The following is an 18,545-nucleotide window of genomic DNA, read 5'->3' on the forward strand; positions in this document are numbered from 1 at the left end:
GTAATGCGAAAGCGAGCGTGTGAGCACGCCCGCAGCGATTCAAGCAGTCATCAGTAGATTCACGCAGTCATTAATACACGCAGTCATTAATAAAAGTGCCATGAAAGGCAGGAGCAGCGTATGAACGAGCAACATCCTGACACCGGATTATCCAGGCGGCGCCTGATCCAGGGGGCTGCCGCAATGGGCCTTATCGCCGGTTTTGACAGCCTGATGCCGGCGTTTGCCAGGGGCAACCTGGACAACTCGAATGTTTATCATACCGTGCGTGACGGTGCCGATATCTATGATCTGACCATCGCACGAACGCCTCTCACGATCGGGTCCAAACTCTCGAAACAGCCTATTACCATCAACGGCACTCTGCCTGCACCCCTGATTCGGCTCAAGCAGGGCCGCGAAGCGATCATGCGCGTGACCAACACCCTGTCCGAGGCAACGTCCATTCACTGGCACGGTCTGATACTGCCGTTTCGGATGGATGGTGTTCCGGGGGTCAGTTTTCCGGGCATCATGCCGGGCGAAACCTTCGAGTACCGTTTTCCGGTCGAGCAGCACGGCACCTACTGGTATCACAGCCACTCCGGGTTTCAGGAGCAGCTTGGCCACTATGGACCGATCATTATAGATCCGGCTGAGCCCGAGCCAGTCAGCTATGACCGCGAATACATTGTGGTTCTCTCCGACTGGACCTTCGATTCTCCCGCCGATGTCTTCCGCAACCTCAAAGTGTTTGAAGGCTATTACAACTACAACCAGCGCACCGTTGGCGACTTCTTCAAGGATGTCGAAACTATGGGTTGGGATGCCGCGTGGAGCAAAGCCGGCATGTGGGGCAGAATGCGAATGAGCCCCCGGGATATCCTGGATGTAACCGGTTCTGAATACACCTACCTGATGAATGGATCGCCTTCCGCCAGCAACTGGACCGGGCTGTTCCGTCCCGGCGAGAAAATTCGCCTGAGATTCATCAACGCCTCGGCGATGACCTTCTTTGATGTCCGTATCCCGGGACTTCCGATGACGGTTATTTCCGCCGACGGTCAGCCAGTGCAGCCGGTCGAGACCGATGAATTCCGCATTGGCGTGGCCGAAACCTACGACGTTATCGTGGAGCCAACGGACATGGCTCATACCGTGTTTGCACAGGCCCAGGACCGGTCCGGGTTCGTGCGCGGCACACTGGCTACCCGAAAGGGTCTGGAGGCCCAGGTTCCCCCCATGTACCCGCGCACTGAACGGGGCATGGCGGCCATGGGAATGGGCGCCATGGGCAAGAGTGGCGGCCAGGCAATGCACGGCGGCATGGACATGGCCCACGGCGACATGGCCGGAGATTCAGGTGGCATGAATATGGACCATGGCCGGATGAACATGGACACCTCGCCTGACAAATCCAGCCTGAGCCCCGTTCCGACCGCGGGGCGCCCGGTATCCCATGGCCCGGACAATCACGGCCCCGGAGCAGCAATGGTGGCTTCCAGCCCCCAGTCACGGCTGGATGAGCCCGGCGTTGGCTTCGAAACCGTGGATCACAGGGTGCTGACCTACTCCCAGTTACGGAGTATTGATGGCTGGCCCGACAAGCGCCCGGCGGAACGGGAAGTGGAGCTCCACCTTACCGGCAATATGGAGCGTTACATGTGGTCGTTTGATGGCAGGAAATTTTCCGAGGTGGATGGCCCGGTCAAATTCTACCATGGTGAACGCCTTCGCCTGATCCTGGTCAACGATTCAATGATGGACCACCCCATTCATTTGCACGGCATGTGGATGGAGCTGGAAACCGGGGCGGGTGAGCATCGACCGCGCAAGCACACGATCTCTGTCAAACCCGGTGAGCGGGTGTCTGCACTGATAACGGCGGACGCACCCGGCGACTGGGCGTTCCACTGCCACCTGCTCTACCACATGGACGCAGGTATGTTTCGTGTCGTGTCGGTCGTTTAACGGGATAGGGGATGATCACTATGATAAATCGCATAAAGCTGGTTGTGGGCGCGTCGGTCTTCACCATTGCCTCCGGGGCCGGTGCCGCGGGTACCGGAGTGCAGGCCGAGCCGGACTGGACACTGCCTGTTCATGACAATGAGATATTTGGCCAGTTACTGTTTGACCGGATGGAATATCAGCGTGATGGCAACAACGAGATCGCGCTCTGGGATGCCCAGGCCTGGGTCGGCACAGACCGCAAGCGGCTCTGGATTGAAACAGAGGGTGAGACTAATCTGGCCACCGAGGGTGGCGACGTCGAAAACTTTGATGCTCAGTACAGCTATCGCCTGGCCCCCTTCTGGGATATACAGACAGGGCTGGGCGCTCAGGCAACCTTCGGCCCGGGCCAGAACAAAGAGCGTTATTCGGCACTTATCGGCCTGCAGGGCCTTGCTCCCTACTGGTTTGAGGTGGATACCAACCTCAGGGTGACGGAAGACGGCGACCTGTCGTATGATTTCGAGGCCGAATACGACTGGTTACTGACCCAAAGGCTCATTCTGCAAGGCCGGGGGGAAACCCTGGTGGCCTTCAGTGATGTCGAGGAATGGGGCGTCGGCAGCGGGATCAACAATATTGGCCTGGGACTCCGGTTGAGATACCAGCTTTCCCGGGAGTTCGCTCCTTACGTTGGTGTTTCCTATACACGCTACCTGGGCAACACAAAGGATCTCCGTGAACGCGAAGGCGAGGATGTCGAGTCCTCCAGTTTTGTGGCGGGTATCCGGTGGTGGTACTAAGGCGCCCGCGAGGCCCCTGCCAGCACCGGCAATAACCAGTAACAAGACGGCATTTTGCAGGAGGATTTCAGGAGGCAGGCCCATCGACCGGGCCTGCCTTAACCCTGAGCAAAACCACTGCAAGGAAGCGTCGGGGTTAACGACGCACAGCGGCCCCTACTCCAGCCCGTGATGCTTGCCTTCAAATAACTTGACGTTTCTGATGGTGCCCCCGTCATTTATAAGCTCATAACCACCATCACCGAGGGATTTGATTTTATTGCAGGAATAGTACCGCCCGTAGACAGTGGTACAGAATTTCCCGTCTTCAACCTGCCAGCTACCGAGATAGTGGGTGAGATTTCCTTGTTGTTCCCTGAACTTTGTCATGCCATAGATCGACCCGTCGGGGTCGTAGTATTCGTGAAACGTGCGGGTGCGGAAATTATCCTGCGCATCCCGAAAGACCATTTGAACCGTGTTACCCACTAAAATATCTGCAACATCCTGACCTGAAAGGACTTCGCTCGCCTGTAGCAGTGGCGCTTTAAATACCATGAAAACCAACACCAGTTGTAAGATTTTCGTTCGCACTATCTGATCTCCCATCAATAAACTCGACAATTGTTCATCCGTTCCTGTCACTTCCATCAACGAACACTGAATTCAACCTGGAATATATCCCTTCCTGTCATTTTTTTCGATATCAAGCCGCCCCTTTTAAGCACCTCTCGAAGAAATGAATTGCGAGCGACGGGAATCCGTTGCTCAGCTACCATCATGGTTTCCCGCTTTGCCTGCCGGCCAATCCGCGAATGCGATAAAATAGAGCAGAACAAGGTTGACGATGGGTATCAGTATCAGAATGCCCATCCAACCCGGATAGCCCGTGCGCTGGCAAATACGCCAGGCCGGGATGACGACTACGATGGCAATCACCAGCATCCACAGCCAGTGCCCGGCCCACATGGTGTTGCCAAACATGTTTTCCCCCATCATGATACTGCCCTCCATGTTGAATTCCGATTACTGGTGACCGTGAGCATGGGATTCCTCGTGGCCGGTTTCTTCGGCGGCGGCAGCTCTTTTCAGGAAAAGCTGCCCGGATACCGCGATCACGATCATTGTGGCAACCGCCACGCCAATGACAAACGGGTCGGTATTCAGTTTGACCCAGACAAAGCCGCCCAGCACGAGCAAATCCAGACCGATGGCCGTTGCCGGCACCCACGCCCTGGCCTTCACATCGTCGCGCAGGTAGCGAAGCACGCCCCAATGGATGGCAATGTCCATAACCAGGTAGAACACGATACCCAGGGCGGCAATCCGGGAAAGGTCAAAGAAGGCTGTCAGAGCCAGCCCCAGGACCACAGTGTAGACCAGCGTGTGCTTCTGGATGCTGCCCGGCATACCAAAATGACGGTGAGGGACCAGTTTCATTTCAGTCAGCATGGCAAGCATGCGCGAGACCGCAAAAATGCTGGCCAGAATGCCACCCGCGGTGGCCGTCATGGCAATGGCGACCGTGAACCAGAGGCCATAATCCCCCAGCGCCGGACGCGCGGCAGCCGCAAGGGAGTAATCCTGGGTCTTGATGATTTCCGCCAGGGACAGGTTGCTGGCCACGGCAAAACCGACCAGGGTGTAGATCACCACGCAGGCGGCAATGGAAATAATGATGGCGCGACTCACGTTCCGGTTAGGGTTTTGCACCTCGGAGCCGCTGTTGGTGATGGTGGTGAAGCCCTTGAAGGCCAGTATTCCGAGCGCCGTCGCACCCAGGAAATTGCCTGCGGTTCCGGCCTCGCCCGGGCTTGAGAAATCCACCGCCAGGCTGTCGGCAATCCAGACGCCCACCAGCCCGAAAACCAGTATACCGCCGATTTTCAGAAACCCGATAAAGGAAGCCACGCCCTGAATCATCCGGTTACCGAGCAGATTGATCAGAAACGCCGCCAGGATCAGCGACACACCCAGAATGGACACCATGCGACCACTTTCATCACCACCGAACAGTTGCATGGTGTAGGAACCGAAAGTACGCGCGAGGAAGCTCTGGGCGATCACCATCGAGAAATACATCAGCAAGGCGTTGAACGCGGTCGGCAGCCGATTGCCATAGGCTTTGTAAAGGTACATGCCAATGCCCCCGGCTGACGGCCAGGCATTGGAAATCTTGACGTAGGAATAAGAACTGAAGCTGACGATCACCGCGGCCGCCAGAAACGCCAACGGGAAAAGAACCCCCGTCATCTGCGCCATTTGCCCCGTAAGGGCAAAGATACCGGCGCCGATCATGACGCCGGTACCCAGCATAACGGTTCCCGTGAGGGTGAGACTGCCTTCCTTGTAGCGGGTGGTTCTGTCTTGCCCCCTGCTCATTCAACCTCCTGTTTTTTCATGGGTGGGATTTTCGAACAGCAAAATGGCTCATGGTTGCCTGTTGTGTGCCTTGGCCATGGGAGTGCGCCTCGTCGCCTGAGTTACCCCCTTTCCTGTATCACACCATCCCAACCTGAACTGCAACTGAATACAGGAGGCAGTTCCGGGTGAACGTGATCTATATCAAAGTGTAGACGGAAACGGGCCGGGGGAATACCCCGGCCCGTCAGAGCAAAGCAATGGCGAACCCGGGTCAACCGAGATCAGGACTCGACGAGCAAACACCGGCCGCCGTCCGGGATTGACTCTGTAGTTACTATAAGGTTTAAAACATGCACTCAAGCTCCGTTCAATAGAGGCAGGAATGCACAGCCACGAACCTAACAGCCACGACCACGGCCATCACTTCGACACTCATAACCGCTCCTTTGCCATCGCGGTGATTCTCAATACCCTGTTTGTGGTTATCGAAGCGGTTTATGGCGTTTTATCAGGGTCTCTCGCACTCATCGCAGATGCCGGCCATAATCTCAGCGATGTCATGGGACTGATAATGGCCTGGGTGGCCAGTTGGCTGGCCAGCCGGGCGGCGACCCATAGCAAAACCTATGGCCTGAAAAAGACCACCATTCTCGCGGCTCTATTCAACGCACTCATTCTTATCGCCGCGGTTGGCGGGATTACCTGGGAGGCAATCCAGCGCCTGACAAACCCCGCTGGGGTTGCCGGTTTGACCGTGGTCGTGGTTGCCGGAATCGGGGTGCTGATCAACGGCGCAACAATGATGTTGTTTGTCAAAGGTCAGAAAGGCGATATCAACATACGGGGTGCCTTCCTGCACATGGCCGCCGACACTGCGGTATCGGTGGGTGTCGTGATCTCAGGCATAGTACTGATGTACACCAGCCTGACCTGGATCGATCCGGTAGTCAGCCTTGTCATTGCCGCTGTTATCTTCCTGGGCACCTGGCAGTTGCTAAAAGACTCCGTAAATCTGGCTGTAGATGCCGTACCCAAAGGGATCGATCCCGCAGCTGTTCGCGAGTGTCTGGAGAGTCTGCCAGGCGTGCACTCTGCCCATCATCTTCATATCTGGGCCCTGAGTACGACCGAGAACGCGCTGACAGTCCACCTGGTGAAGCCTGATCCACTGGGCGATGACCGGATCATCAATGATGCCTCAGCGATACTGGCAGAGGAGTTCAACATCCAGCATACGACGATTCAGTGGGAACGATGTGATAGCGAATGCCCGAACACCACCCACTGTTAACGCTGTATGCAGATGGTTACGGGGGAGCTCGTGCGCGACACGACTGAACGCTATCAGCGTCTGGGCCTACCTCACCGCCGCCGGGCGATGTATCCTTACGTAAAACAGATTCTCACTGAATATCCAGGCAACGTGCGCTCAGGCCAACAACAAAAGACAACAACTGACCCGGCAACCCTATGTCTCTGATTGAGTACCTGGCACCATACGATTTCTCGCCGCTGACCGTACTGAGCTTTATGCTGGTACTGGGTTTTTATGGCGTCGGTCTTTTACGGATGCCGGAAGAAGACAGGCCCGGGTCGGTAAGGATTATGGTCTTCGTTCTGGGCGTTCTGATTGCTTATGGGGTCATGCAAACCCGATTCGATTACTACTCCCAATACATGTTCTTCGTCCACCGCGGCCAGCACCTCGTTCTTCATCATCTGGGCCCCATACTGATTGCCCTGTCCAACCCATTGCCGGTAATGCGGTTCTGGTCCCGGCAAATAAGCCCTGGATTGAAGAGCCGGCTTCGCCCCCTGGGATGGCTGTATCGATTTCTTCAACACCCCCTGATCGCCTCCGTCCTGTTTGTGGGGCTCATCTATTTCTGGTTATGGCCGCCAATTCATTTTGATGCCATGCTCAGCCGAAACCTTTACTGGGTTATGAACTGGAGTATGTTGATTGATGGAATACTCTTCTGGTGGTTGATTTTTGATCCTCGCCCACCTGCCACCACCCCTTCTCTGGGCTATGGCAAGCGCATACTGCTCCTGGCCCTGGTGGCGATACCGCAGATGGTGCTCGGGGCTATGATCGTGTTTTCAAGAGGTATGGTGTACGACGTTTACGAGGTCTGTGGCCGGGCCTGGCCCATGGCGCCGGAGACCGACCAGCTTCTTGGCGGCATGCTGACCTGGATACCACCCGCGATGATGAGCATCCTCGGCATTCTGATTATCCTGAGACGCGCCATGCGGGAAGACGGGAGTTTCACCAGCCGTTCCAGCCAAGTGGGGGAGACAACGTCATGAATACCAGCCCTTTTCGGCGACACACCGGCACACTGTCGCTTCTCGCCCTTATTCTGATGACGCTTGTTGTCAGCGGCTGTTCAGGGGAAGAGGAAAACTGGAACGGCAAAGACATCAGCGGCCTGATGCCCGGTCTGGAGTTTGAATTAACAGACAGCCAGGGCAGATCCGTAACGGCCGAGCAGTTTGACGGCAAGGTAAGGTTGCTGTTTTTTGGCTTTACCTCGTGCCCGGACGTCTGCCCTACTGCCTTGCAAAAACTCAACCAGGCCACTGAAGGCCTGCCACCGGGGCTGCAGGACGATGTCCTGACACTCTTTGTCAGCGTTGATCCAGAGCGGGATTCGCCGGAACGCCTGGCGGCCTACGTCAATTTCTTTGGCGAGGGGATCATCGGGTTAACCGGAAAAGAGCCGCAGCTTCGCGAGCTTGCCAAACGGTACCGAACGACCTTCGGTTATGAGCAGCCCGACGAAAACGGCAACTATGCTGTTTCTCACAGCAGTGCGGTTTACGTTTTTGACCGCGAGGGAAAAGCGCGACTTCTGATCAGGCCAGATCTTGGCGTGAACGAGATTCGCCAGGACCTGATCGCCCTCGCCAAAGCTGACACGTAATGACCGGTCAGAATGATGACTGAGCCCGGCTACCGGAGTTACTGAGAGGATACACATTGAAGATCGGCGAACTTGCAAACGCAACGGCTGTGCCCTCGGAAACCATCCGTTATTACGAAAAAATCGGTTTGCTGCCGGAACCGGACCGGGACAGCAGCGGCTACCGCTGCTACCGCCCCGCCCATCTGGACCGCCTGCTGTTTATCAGGCGTTGCCGCAATCTTGATATGGCCCAGGACGAAATCCGTGAGCTGATCCGGCTGGCCGAGCTGCCGGAGGCGGATTGCAGCGAAGTGGATGCCCTGCTGGCACGCCATCTGATCCACGTTCGGGAGCGCCTGAGGGAACTGGCGAGCCTTGAAGAAACCCTGGTGCAACTCCAGGAGGCCTGTTCGGATCGTCGCACGGTCAGGGAATGCGGCATTCTTGGCGGGCTCAAGTCTGAACTCGAGACTCCGGAACCTGAGGGCCGGCACAACCATGTGCCAGGCACCCACGGCCCCGGCCAGACCTGACCCAGAACCCCACCAAAACGCTTGATCCTGTAGTTACTACAGGGTTTTCAATAAGGCCATCTGAACGCAGGAGGTCTTTATGGCGTGCAACTGCTCCGCCCCCGAACCCAAATCCCCGGCGCCGCCGGCAACGGCGTTGTCCTCACACAGCCATTAAAATGCCAGGGAAATCATCACCGGAATAAACGCCAGGGCAAACAGCGTGGTCAGCAGCACCGTGCCTGCTGCCTGCCTTGGCGAGGTATCGAGCAGGGTGGCAATGACCACCGTGTTGGCGGCAATCGGTGTGATCGAAATCAGGAACAAGGCCTGGTGCACCGCCGGCCCATAGATCCCCAGAAGCGTTGCATCGACCCACCAGAACACGATGGCCACCAGGGGCCAGACCACAAACTTCCCGAAAAAGGCCAGCGCGGTGAAGCGGACGTTGCCCGCCAGTCCCCGGAAACTGGTGATACTCATACCGATGATCATCATGCCCAGGATGCTGTAGGCGCCGCGCAGGTTATCGAACAACGGCACAAAAATCTCCGGAATGCTCACACCCGCCAGGTTCAGGGCCACCGCGACCAGAAAGGCGTACACCGAGGGCAGCCTCAGCACCCGCCAGAGGGCATCCCTTAAACCATACCGGCCTCTCGCGGCGAGGTAAAAGCCCACTGAATTCTCGAACAGCGTGGTACCCAGCATACACACAATGTAGAGCCCCAGCCCCTCTTCCCCGAACAGTAACAGCGCCACCGGCACCCCGAAGTAGCCGGTGTTGCCGGAGCCCACACAGAGGGGAATGAGGTTGGCACTGCCATCGGTAAGAACCTTTTGCGCCAGCTTCAACTGAACGATCCCCAGTACGGATGAGATTCCGAAAACGAGGAAGGGCAGCAGGATGACCTCTGGAGAGAGCGGCGCCACCATAACGCCGGAAAACACCACCGACGGGGTCACGATGTACAGCATGATGCCGGCTATATGCCGGCCGCTGGCCTCAAGATAGCGGCCGGCAATCCAGCCGAGGACGACGGTTACATAGAGCGGAATCAGCTTGAAGAAAAGGGCAAGAGCGGCAGCCATCGGCTCTCCATGGGAAAGGCAACATTTCCGGACAGATAGGGCGCGAAGTCTACCACCTACCCCTCCGGAGGTAACTCCCCGGCGCAATGGTGAAATAGCCAGCCATGCTTGATAATCATCAACAGCATTGTGGATGCATCTTTATATCCTAGCAGGGCAGTCAGGTATTTCACAAAGACCGAGGAGAGAGACCCATGGCCGAGCGCTTTACCAAAAGCATGGCCAGGAACATATACCTGGGAGGAAGTGCATTCTTCGTCCTGTTGTTTCTGGCGCTGACTTTTGATACCCAGTTGCGGGCAATGCCCGAGCGGGACAACCGAGACCAACTCACCGACCAGGTGGTTCGTGGCAAACATGTCTGGGAGAACAACAACTGTGTCGGTTGTCATTCCCTGATGGGTGAAGGTGCGTACTTCGCGCCGGAACTTGCCAATGTATTCGACCGCCGCGGTGGTAGTGACAGCGACGTCTTCAAGGCATACATGAATGCCTGGATGAACGCCATGCCCACCAACGTGCCCGGCCGCCGCCAGATGCCCCAGTTCAATCTGACCGATCAGGAAATCGAGGATCTCGCCGCCTTCCTGGAATGGACATCAAAGATTGATGACAACAACTGGCCACCCAACATCGAAGGCTGAGGGAGCAGACATGAAATACGAATCTCAAAAAGTGGCAATGCCCTACTTCATCTTTGCCCTGGTTCTGTTTGCCGGCCAGATTCTGTTCGGCCTGATCCTGGGACTCCAGTACGTGGTGGGTGACTTCCTGTTCCCGGAAATCCCCTTCAACGTAGCGCGGATGGTTCATACCAACCTGCTGATTGTCTGGCTGCTCTTCGGCTTTATGGGGGCAACCTATTACCTGGTTCCGGAAGAGGCACAAACCGAGTTGCACAGCCCGCTGCTCGCCTGGATCCTGTTCTGGGTTTTCGCCGTTGCCGGCACCCTGACCATCCTTGGCTACCTGTTCGTGGACTACGCCACCCTGGCCGATGTCACTATGAACAAGCTGTTGCCAACCATGGGGCGGGAGTTCCTTGAACAACCCACGATCACCAAGATAGGCATCGCACTGGTAGTTGTCGGTTTCCTCTACAACATCCTGATGACCGCCCTGAAGGGTCGCAAAACCGTGGTCAATATTGTCTTGATTACCGGCCTGATCGGCCTGGCGGTTCTGTGGCTGTTTTCTTTCTACAACCCGGGCAACCTGACCCAGGACAAGTACTTCTGGTGGTTCGTGGTGCACCTGTGGGTGGAGGGCGTCTGGGAGCTTATCATGGGTGCCATCCTGGCCTATGTGCTGATCAAGCTCACCGGTGTTGACCGTGAAGTCATCGAAAAATGGCTGTACGTGATCATCGCTATGGCGCTGATTACCGGCATTATTGGTACCGGGCACCACTTCTTCTGGATCGGGCCGCCCGAATACTGGTTGTGGCTGGGGTCTGTATTCTCCGCCCTTGAGCCGCTGCCGTTCTTCATGATGGTGATCTTCGCCTTCAACATGATCAACCGGCGCCGCCGCAACCACCCCAATAAGGCCGCCATGCTGTGGGCCATGGGGACTGCCGTGATGGCGTTCCTGGGCGCTGGCGTGTGGGGCTTCCTGCATACCCTGGCCCCGGTCAACTACTACACCCACGGCAGCCAGGTTACCGCGGCCCATGGCCACATGGCCTTCTACGGCGCCTACGTGATGATTGTACTGACCATCATCTCCTATGCGGTTCCCATCATGCGTGGCAGGCCTTACGGCAACAGCAATACCGCGCAGATTGTCGAGATGTGGGGCTTCTGGCTGATGACCATCTCCATGGTGTTCATCACCCTGTTCCTGACCGGCGCCGGTATCCTGCAGATCTGGCTGCAGCGGATTCCGGAGAGCGGTGAGGCACTGTCGTTCATGGCAACCCAGGACAACATAGCCCTGTTCTACTGGATGCGCCTGGTCGCCGGCAGCTTCTTCATGGCAGGCCTGGTGGTGTACTTCGGCAGCTTCTTCATCAAGGGGCAGGCGTCCCCGGCTGAGGAAGTCCGTGGCCCTGCCACTCAGGACGCATAACAACCGCAGGCCGGGGCCAATCGCTCCGGCCTGCCCAACCCTCAACGGATACTTGCCGTGCATGAGCAGAATTTCCCGAACAAGGACACTCTCCAGAACAAACGGTTGCTGACCCGCACCGCGTTCTTCGGGCTGTTTCTGCTTGCGCCGGTACTTAATATTTTTCGATACGACCTTACGGAAACCCACTTTGTCATTTTCGGGTTTCCCCTGTCATTCAATCTCGAACTGGCCTGGGTCAGCCAGAGCTCACCGGCGGAAGTGGCCGGGCAGATCCTCGTCTGGTTCGTACTTCCCATTACCCTCCTGGTACCCCTGGTGCTCTGGATCGCCTGGAAGTGGGGGCGAATCTACTGTGGCTGGCTGTGCCCGCACTTTTCGGTGGTAGAAACCATCAACCATCTGATGACCCGGGTTACCGGCCGCCCCACCCTTTACGAGGCGCTCCGGAAAGGCCGGCGCGGCAAGGTCCTGCACTGGGCCGGACTGGTTCTGGTATGCGCGCTGATCGGTTTTTCCTGGGCACTGGCGATGCTGTCTTATCTGTTGCCGCCGATCCCGCTGTATACCGATCTGGTTACCGGCAACCTGGCGGTCTACCCAGGCATTTTCCTGGCGGTAGCCACCACTCTGTTTACACTGGATTTCCTGTTTGCCCGGCACCTGTTCTGCAAATACGGCTGCGCCTTCGGGGTGGTGCAGAGCATTGCCTGGATGACCAACGGCAAAGGCAGGGTTGTCACCTTTGATACCGAACGGGCCGCAGCCTGCCGCGACTGCACCAGGGCCTGTGACGAAGCCTGCCCCATGCGGTTGCCGACCCGCAGCCACAAGCGGGCAAAATTCACCTGTACCCAGTGCCTGCAGTGTGTCAGCGCCTGCCGTGAGGTGCAGAAGAACAACCCGGAAGGCTCCCTGTTGAGCTGGGAACCCGGAGAACCCGGCAAACAGACCGTGCTGATTCCGGTTCGCCAGGTTGATCCGTCACCACGCAAGCAACACGCCGGAGCCTGAGGAGTTGAAATGGAAGAGTGGGTAGGCTTCAAATGGCACGAGTACATCACCCGGCAGGCCATGGGAGAGTTCCCCGAGCACGCGGTGCATCTGAAAGACGAGGCGCGAACCCTGGGTGTGCTGTTCCGGGCCCTGGGCGGCGACCCGGCCCTCAGCCTGGTTACCGCGGAACCCCGGCATTTCCGTACCCGGCGCCGTTTCCTGCAGAAGCTGGCAGGCACCCACAGAAAGTTCGAACTGGCCTGGCGGGATGAGCAAAGCCTTCGGCTGCCGGAACGCCTGGCCCTGTTTCCCTCCAAAGCCGTTAACCGGGATCTCTATCTCTGGCTGGCAGCCCTGGCCTCCCTTGGTGAACTGACGGACTCCGACTGGCTGACCGGCAACCAGGCCATGGTCCAGACCCTGCTGGCCAAATGGCCGGGGCTTGAGCCGGTTTACCAGCGCCTGGTACGCCATACCCTGCAATGGCGCCCGGATCCGACCACCCTGCCGCCAGCCGAAGGTCGCCGTGAAAAGGCCATTCGCCAGGCGCTGATTGATCCTGGCAGCGTGGAATGCCTGCCGCGTGCGGAGTCCGACCCCTGGCCGGTTGTCATCTGGCTTTACCCCACAACCACACCCGGCAAGGCGACCGGCCCGACCACCGGAGATGATGAAGCGACCCCGACACCGGGTGGACTGGCGAAAAAGCGCAAACGCCGGCGGGCCGAACGGGTGGACGCCTTCGATAAAGATCAGGGCCTGATGCTGTTCCGGCTGGAAAGCCTGTTTTCATGGAGCGAATTTATCCCTGTGGACCGGGCCGGTGATGACACGGAGGAAGAGGATGCCGACGCGGTGGCTGACGACATGGACATGATTTCTGTCTCTGAAGACCGCCGGGAAGCCTCCTCCGCCATCAAGTTTGATCTGGACCTGCCCTCGGAAGAAAACGATGACCTGCACCTGGGGCCCGGCATCCATCTGCCGGAATGGGACTGGCGCAGCCAGAGTTACCGGGAACGTTTCTGCTGCCTGCAGCCAATGCTGAGCAAGGATTCTATTCCGACCAGGCTGCCGGACCACCTGTCCAGATCGGCCATGAGACTGCGCCGACAGTTCAGTGCCCTGAAGCCACTCCGGCAATGGCAACGCCGACAGACCGAAGGCGAGGAACTGGACCTGGACGCCTGCATGGAACGGGAAGTCCAGCACCGCCGGGGCACCGGCGTCATCGACCAGAAGCTGTTTCGCCGCTGCAAACAGAATCAGCGGGACCTGGCGTGCCTGATTCTGGCGGACATCTCCATGTCCACGGATACCTTTATCAACAACAGCCAGCGGGTGATCGAAATTGCCCGGGACGGCTTACAACTGCTCAGCGAAGCCCTGCAGGCAAGCCGGGACCCCTTTGCGATTTTTGCCTTCTCCTCACGCCGCCGGGACCATGTGCGCTTCCATCACATCAAATCGTTCGACGAGCCCTACAACGACATCAGCCGGGGTCGAATCCAGGCACTGGAGCCGGGCTATTACACCCGCATGGGCGCGGCCATCCGTCAGGCCACCCGCATGCTGCAGGGGCGCCACGAACACCAGAAAATCCTGCTCCTGCTCACCGATGGCAAACCCAATGACCTGGACCTGTACGAAGGCCGATACGGCGTGGAAGACACCCGAATGGCGGTTCAGGAAGCCCACAAGGCTGGCCTGACCCCCTTCTGCGTCACCATCGACGACGACGCCAGCGAATACCTGCCCTATATCTTTGGCAGCAACCATTTCGTGGTGATCAAAGACCCAGCGCAGTTGCCGCTTCAGCTCCCCAAACTCTATATGAACCTGACCCGCTGACACCCATGCACGCATCTGCCCCGACACGCCATCACCTCCCCGGCGATCTGGCCGTCTGGTTCTTCATATTTGCGGAACTGGCCGTTTTCGGCATCCTGTTCATCGGCTTCGGCGTTGCCCGCAGCCTGGACCCGGCAACCTTCACCGCCGGCCGAGAGGTATTACACCCCTGGACCGGCCTGATCAACACCATCGGCCTGATCACCGCCAGCTACCTGGTAGCCGTCGCCGTCCACCGCCTCCGTCACCGCCAGCCATGCGTTACCCCGTTGCTCTGGGGCGCCATCGCCGCCTCCTCCATCTACACCTTCGGCAAACTCTGGGAGTACGCAGACCTCTACGGTAACGGCTATAACCTGGGTACCGACACCTTCTTCATGTTCTATTTCTTCCTGACCTTCTTCCACTTCATGCACGTGGTACTGGGCCAGATTATCCTGGTGGTACTGGCGGTGAAGGTTAAGCGAGGCGACTACAACGGGGACGACATGAATGGCATGGAGTCCGGCGCGTCTTACTGGCACATGGTGGATCTGGTGTGGCTGGTGTTATTTCCGATGCTGTACGTTCTGGCGTAAGGAGGAGAGCCCATGTTAGCGGTTTACATCGCCCTGATGGTTTGCACCATGACGCCAGTGATTGCCATGCAGGCAGGCGCTGATGCTTCCGTTCTGGTGTGGCTGGTATTTGCACTGGTGATCGTGAAAGCCGTTCTTCTGGTCGATCACTTCATGGAAATGCGGCATGCACCCATTGGTTGGCGCTTTGCCGCGCAAGCATGGGCGCCGGTAGTGGTGGCAGTAATTGCAGGATTTCATGCCGTGAGCTGAACATGGGGTCAGATGAAAGCGTTCATCTGACCCCGTCTTCACATGGCTCCGCACGGTTTTGGAAAGCCTCCCCTGATCGCCGCCCAGAGCTCTGCGGTTACCGATGTTTCTGAGGAAAATAAGGCGGCTTGTCACCAATCGCCTGAGCCAGTGCGATCATCCCCCACAGCACAAACGACGTGTGCAGAGTGATCGACCAGACAATGGCACCGGTCCAGAAGTTACCGGTGTTGCCAAACAGCAGCCAGAGTACCCCCACACCGGAGAAAATCACCACCGCCCCGATGATCGACATATAAAACGCTGCGCGCGTATGAGCCTGTCGCAACGCCGGTGCCTCCCCGGAACGGATGAACAACCAAACCAGCACCGAAAACCCGATAACCGGCAGGGCCAGCAGGTTCAACAGATACCAGATCACTGGCACTACCGCACCACTACTGTCCTTCGCCTGACCTCCCGAATACCGCATACACCACCTCCATGAGTGCGCTGACCGTTGCTTCGTCGTCTGATAGTGGCTCTATCATCCCGGCACGGCAAGCCTCGCCGACCGGCACGCCGGCCCGAACCAGGTGGGCGGTGTGAATCAGCAGCCGGGTCGATGCCGCCTCTTCCAGATCGTGATCCTTCAGGTTACGAATTGATCGGGCCAGGTTGACCAATCGTTCCGCCAACTCCCTGTCGCAACCGGACTCCTCGATCACGATTGTCTGCTCCTCCGCCGCGCCCGGGTAATCGAAACTCATTGAGACAAAGCGCTGCCGGGTGCTCGGCTTCATTCCTTTCAGCAGGCTCTGGTACCCGGGGTTGTAGGAAACCACCAGCATGAACCCGGGCGCCGCTGTCAGCACCTCGCCGGTACGCTCAATCGGCAGTTCCCGCCGGTCATCCGCCAGCGGGTGCAGGACCACGGTCGTGTCCTTGCGCGCCTCCACCACCTCATCAAGGTAGCAGATGCCGCCTTCACGCACTGCCCGGGTCAATGGCCCGTCTTGCCAGTAGGTGCCTTCCGGCCCGATCAGGTGTCGGCCCACCAGGTCAGCGGCGGTCAGGTCATCGTGGCAGGCAACGGTATACACCGGCCGCCCCAGTTTCTCGGCCATGTGCCGGACAAAACGGGTCTTGCCGCAGCCGGTGGGACCCTTGATAAGCACAGGCAGGCCGTTATTTGCCGCGGCCTGAAAGAGTTCGATCTCGTTGCCTGCCGGTTGGTAAAACGTCATTGTGTTGAATCCTCTGAATACTGACTGTCGGGCAAGGCAAAGCCGTATACCCATTCGGGGAAGACCACAAACATCTGCGGGTCGTCTGACCGCTGCCTCCGGCCCAATGCCTGTTCACAGGCCTCTGCGGCCTGGTTCCAGCCGGCCTGCCGGAACCAGCCTGCGGCCTTCACCGGTTCGCCCCGCCAGCTCACCACCAGGTTATTCCCGGTCAGGAACGGCTTCACAAATCCCAGCTCGGAAACCGCCGCATGGGTGTTGTTGTGAAGCAGCAACCCCAGGGCAGAACTGTAATCACCGGCTTCGTAAAGGCGCCCCGGCTCAGGGATGATGCCTTGTTGCCTGAGCGCGGCCAGCGGCAGGCTGGCCCCCAGTGGCTCCTTGCCGGCAACCGTTGCCAGGTCACGACCCCGCAGTTCCCGGATATGCCTCACACCGGCCGTCCTGCGGGTTACCCAGACAGGAACCGGTAGCCGGCCATCCCGGTTAACCGCTTCCAGAATTGGCACCGAACCCTCCGGAACGGCTGGCAGGAACGCCAGGGCAAGGCCCGGGGCCTCGGTATTAAACCGGATATCGGCCTCACAGCCCTGAGTTCGCAGATAGTCTGTCAGCCGATAGCGGGCGACCTCGGTGACACTGGTCGCGGACTCAACCCCAATCAGAATCCGCGCGTCCCCGGCACTGGCAGGTGCTGTAAACGACAAGCCAGCCAGTAGGACGCCAGGCAACGCCCGCCGTAATTCAAAGACCGAGCGCATGGGCCCGGCTGGTGAAGAAGATGCCGCTGGGCTTTTCGGCACTGAGCGTTGCAACCGGCTCCAGCGTACGGGTGTTGTATACGGTCACCCGGTTACTGTCCCTGGCTGACACCCACACTTCTTCGCCCCGGGGCGTGAATTCCATGTGCAGAACCGCATCGCCGGGCTCCAGGGTGCGGATAATTTCCCGGGTCTGTGAATCGATCACCTGAACCACATCGTTGTCCGGGTGGGCGAAGCTCACCCAGATCCGGCGATTGTCCGGGCTGGCCATCACGAACACGGGCTGGCCCTGCACCGGGATACGATCGGTCAGGGACCAGTCGCTCAGGTCAGCCACCAGCACCTGGTGGTGACCAACGGCCGGCACAAAGGCCTGGCCATCGGCGATGGCCCAGCCCTCCAGGTGGGGCATCTTGTACACCGGCAGCTTCTGCTCGCCCTTGCCATAATCCGGCAGAATTTCAGTCACTCCCTGCCCCGGTCTCCACAGATCCAGCATCGACAAGCCGTCTTCGCCAAACAGGCCGGCAATGTAGTAACGGCCGTCCGGGGTGATCAGTGCGTCGTAGGGTGATTTGCCCGCTTCGAACCGGGTGATTTCGGCCGACGTATTACTCATGTCGAGGGTCCAGATCTCTCCCGCGTCGAACAGGCTGAACACAAACAGGTTCCCCGGCGCGTCCACCAGCCCGACTGTTTTTGACTGGCCAGGCTCATCGTGCCCGCTGGTGTAGGTGGCCGGGACATCCGCCACCAGTTCCAGGGTCTGGCTGTCGAACACCTTCACACCACCGGGCTGGTAGTTGGAGACAGCCACATAGCGGCCATCCTGAGAGATAGCGCCGCCAATGCTGTTACCAGACTGGATAACACGGTCGACAATGGTTCGGGTCAACAGATCGACTTTGGTGAGGCCGCCATCCCGCCCGAATACGTAGCCGTATCGGGCGTCCCGGGAGTAGACCACTGACGCGTGGGACAGATCCCCCAAACCCGCAATTCGCCCCAGCACCTCATGGCGGGAGGTGTTGATAACCAGCACCGAGCCGGTGGCCCGCTCAATGATCAGGCCAAGATCGCCGGTGCCCATGAGTTCCGGTCGGGACTCTGATCCTGAGCCCTCCGATCCGGGGAACGCCTGGCAACCACTCAGGCCAATAGCCAGAAGTAGTGCCAGTAACAGATGTGCGGGCCGCTTGAATGCAGGATCCATG

General features: G+C 58.4%; 20 protein-coding genes. 12 read left to right on the forward strand and 8 right to left on the reverse strand.

Annotated elements, in window-relative coordinates; genetic code table 11:
- Positions 1-120: 120 nt before the first annotated feature.
- Positions 121-1,950: a copper resistance system multicopper oxidase gene (locus D0851_RS08590; RefSeq protein ID WP_117618269.1), complete on the forward strand. Its 1,830-nt coding sequence runs from the start codon at positions 121-123 to the stop codon at positions 1,948-1,950.
- 20 nt (positions 1,951-1,970) lie between these two features.
- Positions 1,971-2,735: a copper resistance protein B gene (locus D0851_RS08595; RefSeq protein WP_117620335.1), complete on the forward strand. Its 765-nt coding sequence runs from the start codon at positions 1,971-1,973 to the stop codon at positions 2,733-2,735.
- Positions 2,736-2,891: 156 nt separating this feature from the next.
- On the opposite strand, the gene D0851_RS08600 is transcribed toward D0851_RS08595, so the two are convergent.
- The 3 genes from D0851_RS08600 to D0851_RS08610 all read right to left on the reverse strand — a co-directional run bounded on the left by D0851_RS08600 (position 2,892) and on the right by D0851_RS08610 (position 5,096).
- Positions 2,892-3,365, reverse strand: a complete 474-nt coding sequence (locus D0851_RS08600; protein ID WP_117618270.1) for a hypothetical protein — start codon at positions 3,363-3,365, stop codon at positions 2,892-2,894.
- A 117-nt stretch (positions 3,366-3,482) separates the two neighbouring features.
- Positions 3,483-3,713 (reverse strand): hypothetical protein, encoded by a 231-nt coding sequence (locus D0851_RS08605; protein WP_117620336.1) that lies wholly within the window; start codon positions 3,711-3,713, stop codon positions 3,483-3,485.
- Positions 3,714-3,740: 27 nt separating this feature from the next.
- Positions 3,741-5,096 carry an APC family permease gene (locus D0851_RS08610; protein WP_117618271.1) on the reverse strand — a complete coding sequence of 452 codons (1,356 nt, stop codon included), beginning with the start codon at positions 5,094-5,096 and terminating at the stop codon, positions 3,741-3,743.
- Positions 5,097-5,460: 364 nt separating this feature from the next.
- On the opposite strand from D0851_RS08610, the gene D0851_RS08615 reads away from it, so the two are divergent.
- The 4 genes from D0851_RS08615 (at position 5,461) to cadR (ending at position 8,523) form a co-directional block, all read left to right on the forward strand.
- On the forward strand, positions 5,461-6,369 hold the full coding sequence (locus tag D0851_RS08615) for a cation diffusion facilitator family transporter (RefSeq protein ID WP_117618272.1): 909 nt from the start codon (positions 5,461-5,463) through the stop codon (positions 6,367-6,369).
- Positions 6,370-6,548: 179 nt separating this feature from the next.
- The gene (locus D0851_RS08620) at positions 6,549-7,391 is read left to right on the forward strand and encodes a cytochrome c oxidase assembly protein (protein WP_117618273.1); all 843 of its coding nucleotides are present in this window, start codon (positions 6,549-6,551) and stop codon (positions 7,389-7,391) included.
- On the forward strand, positions 7,388-8,008 hold the full coding sequence (locus tag D0851_RS08625) for an SCO family protein (protein WP_117618274.1): 621 nt from the start codon (positions 7,388-7,390) through the stop codon (positions 8,006-8,008). The genes D0851_RS08620 and D0851_RS08625 overlap by 4 nt, the downstream gene beginning before the upstream one ends.
- A gap of 56 nt (positions 8,009-8,064) precedes the next feature.
- Entirely contained in the window at positions 8,065-8,523 is a 459-nt protein-coding gene (cadR, locus tag D0851_RS08630) for a Cd(II)/Pb(II)-responsive transcriptional regulator (RefSeq protein WP_117618275.1), read from the forward strand.
- Positions 8,524-8,676: 153 nt separating this feature from the next.
- On the opposite strand, the gene D0851_RS08635 is transcribed toward cadR, so the two are convergent.
- Positions 8,677-9,594 carry an AEC family transporter gene (locus D0851_RS08635; RefSeq protein WP_117618276.1) on the reverse strand — a complete coding sequence of 306 codons (918 nt, stop codon included), beginning with the start codon at positions 9,592-9,594 and terminating at the stop codon, positions 8,677-8,679.
- Between the two features lie 194 nt (positions 9,595-9,788).
- Here D0851_RS08635 and D0851_RS08640 point away from each other — a divergent pair, with 194 nt between their 5' ends.
- The 6 genes from D0851_RS08640 to D0851_RS08665 are packed head-to-tail and all read left to right on the forward strand — an operon-like array spanning position 9,789 to position 15,341.
- On the forward strand, positions 9,789-10,238 hold the full coding sequence (locus D0851_RS08640; protein WP_117618277.1) for a c-type cytochrome: 450 nt from the start codon (positions 9,789-9,791) through the stop codon (positions 10,236-10,238).
- Positions 10,239-10,248: 10 nt separating this feature from the next.
- Complete coding sequence (locus D0851_RS08645) at positions 10,249-11,664, forward strand: cbb3-type cytochrome c oxidase subunit I (RefSeq protein WP_117618278.1); 1,416 nt, start codon at positions 10,249-10,251, stop codon at positions 11,662-11,664.
- 57 nt (positions 11,665-11,721) lie between these two features.
- Positions 11,722-12,678 (forward strand): 4Fe-4S binding protein, encoded by a 957-nt coding sequence (locus D0851_RS08650; RefSeq protein WP_117618279.1) that lies wholly within the window; start codon positions 11,722-11,724, stop codon positions 12,676-12,678.
- A 9-nt stretch (positions 12,679-12,687) separates the two neighbouring features.
- Positions 12,688-14,511 carry a nitric oxide reductase activation protein NorD gene (locus D0851_RS08655; protein ID WP_117618280.1) on the forward strand — a complete coding sequence of 608 codons (1,824 nt, stop codon included), beginning with the start codon at positions 12,688-12,690 and terminating at the stop codon, positions 14,509-14,511.
- Positions 14,512-14,516: 5 nt separating this feature from the next.
- Positions 14,517-15,089 carry a cytochrome c oxidase subunit 3 gene (locus tag D0851_RS08660; protein ID WP_117618281.1) on the forward strand — a complete coding sequence of 191 codons (573 nt, stop codon included), beginning with the start codon at positions 14,517-14,519 and terminating at the stop codon, positions 15,087-15,089.
- A gap of 12 nt (positions 15,090-15,101) precedes the next feature.
- Complete coding sequence (locus tag D0851_RS08665) at positions 15,102-15,341, forward strand: cytochrome C oxidase subunit IV family protein (protein ID WP_117618282.1); 240 nt, start codon at positions 15,102-15,104, stop codon at positions 15,339-15,341.
- A 97-nt stretch (positions 15,342-15,438) separates the two neighbouring features.
- Here the strand turns inward: D0851_RS08665 and D0851_RS08670 are convergent, their stop codons facing one another.
- From D0851_RS08670 to D0851_RS08685, 4 genes are read right to left on the reverse strand one after another with little or no spacing between them, the layout of a single operon-like run.
- Positions 15,439-15,813 carry a hypothetical protein gene (locus tag D0851_RS08670; protein WP_117618283.1) on the reverse strand — a complete coding sequence of 125 codons (375 nt, stop codon included), beginning with the start codon at positions 15,811-15,813 and terminating at the stop codon, positions 15,439-15,441.
- Positions 15,779-16,567 (reverse strand): CbbQ/NirQ/NorQ/GpvN family protein, encoded by a 789-nt coding sequence (locus tag D0851_RS08675; RefSeq protein ID WP_117618284.1) that lies wholly within the window; start codon positions 16,565-16,567, stop codon positions 15,779-15,781. Before D0851_RS08675 ends, D0851_RS08670 begins: the two co-directional genes overlap by 35 nt.
- Positions 16,564-17,274, reverse strand: coding sequence for a hypothetical protein (locus D0851_RS08680; RefSeq protein WP_117618285.1), 711 nt, complete (start codon positions 17,272-17,274; stop codon positions 16,564-16,566). Before D0851_RS08680 ends, D0851_RS08675 begins: the two co-directional genes overlap by 4 nt.
- A gap of 37 nt (positions 17,275-17,311) precedes the next feature.
- Positions 17,312-18,544, reverse strand: coding sequence for a cytochrome D1 domain-containing protein (locus tag D0851_RS08685; protein WP_117618286.1), 1,233 nt, complete (start codon positions 18,542-18,544; stop codon positions 17,312-17,314).
- Between the last annotated feature and the right edge of the window lies 1 nt (position 18,545).

The organism is Marinobacter sp. Arc7-DN-1 (assembly GCF_003441595.1).
GTDB lineage: Bacteria > Pseudomonadota > Gammaproteobacteria > Pseudomonadales > Oleiphilaceae > Marinobacter > Marinobacter metalliresistant.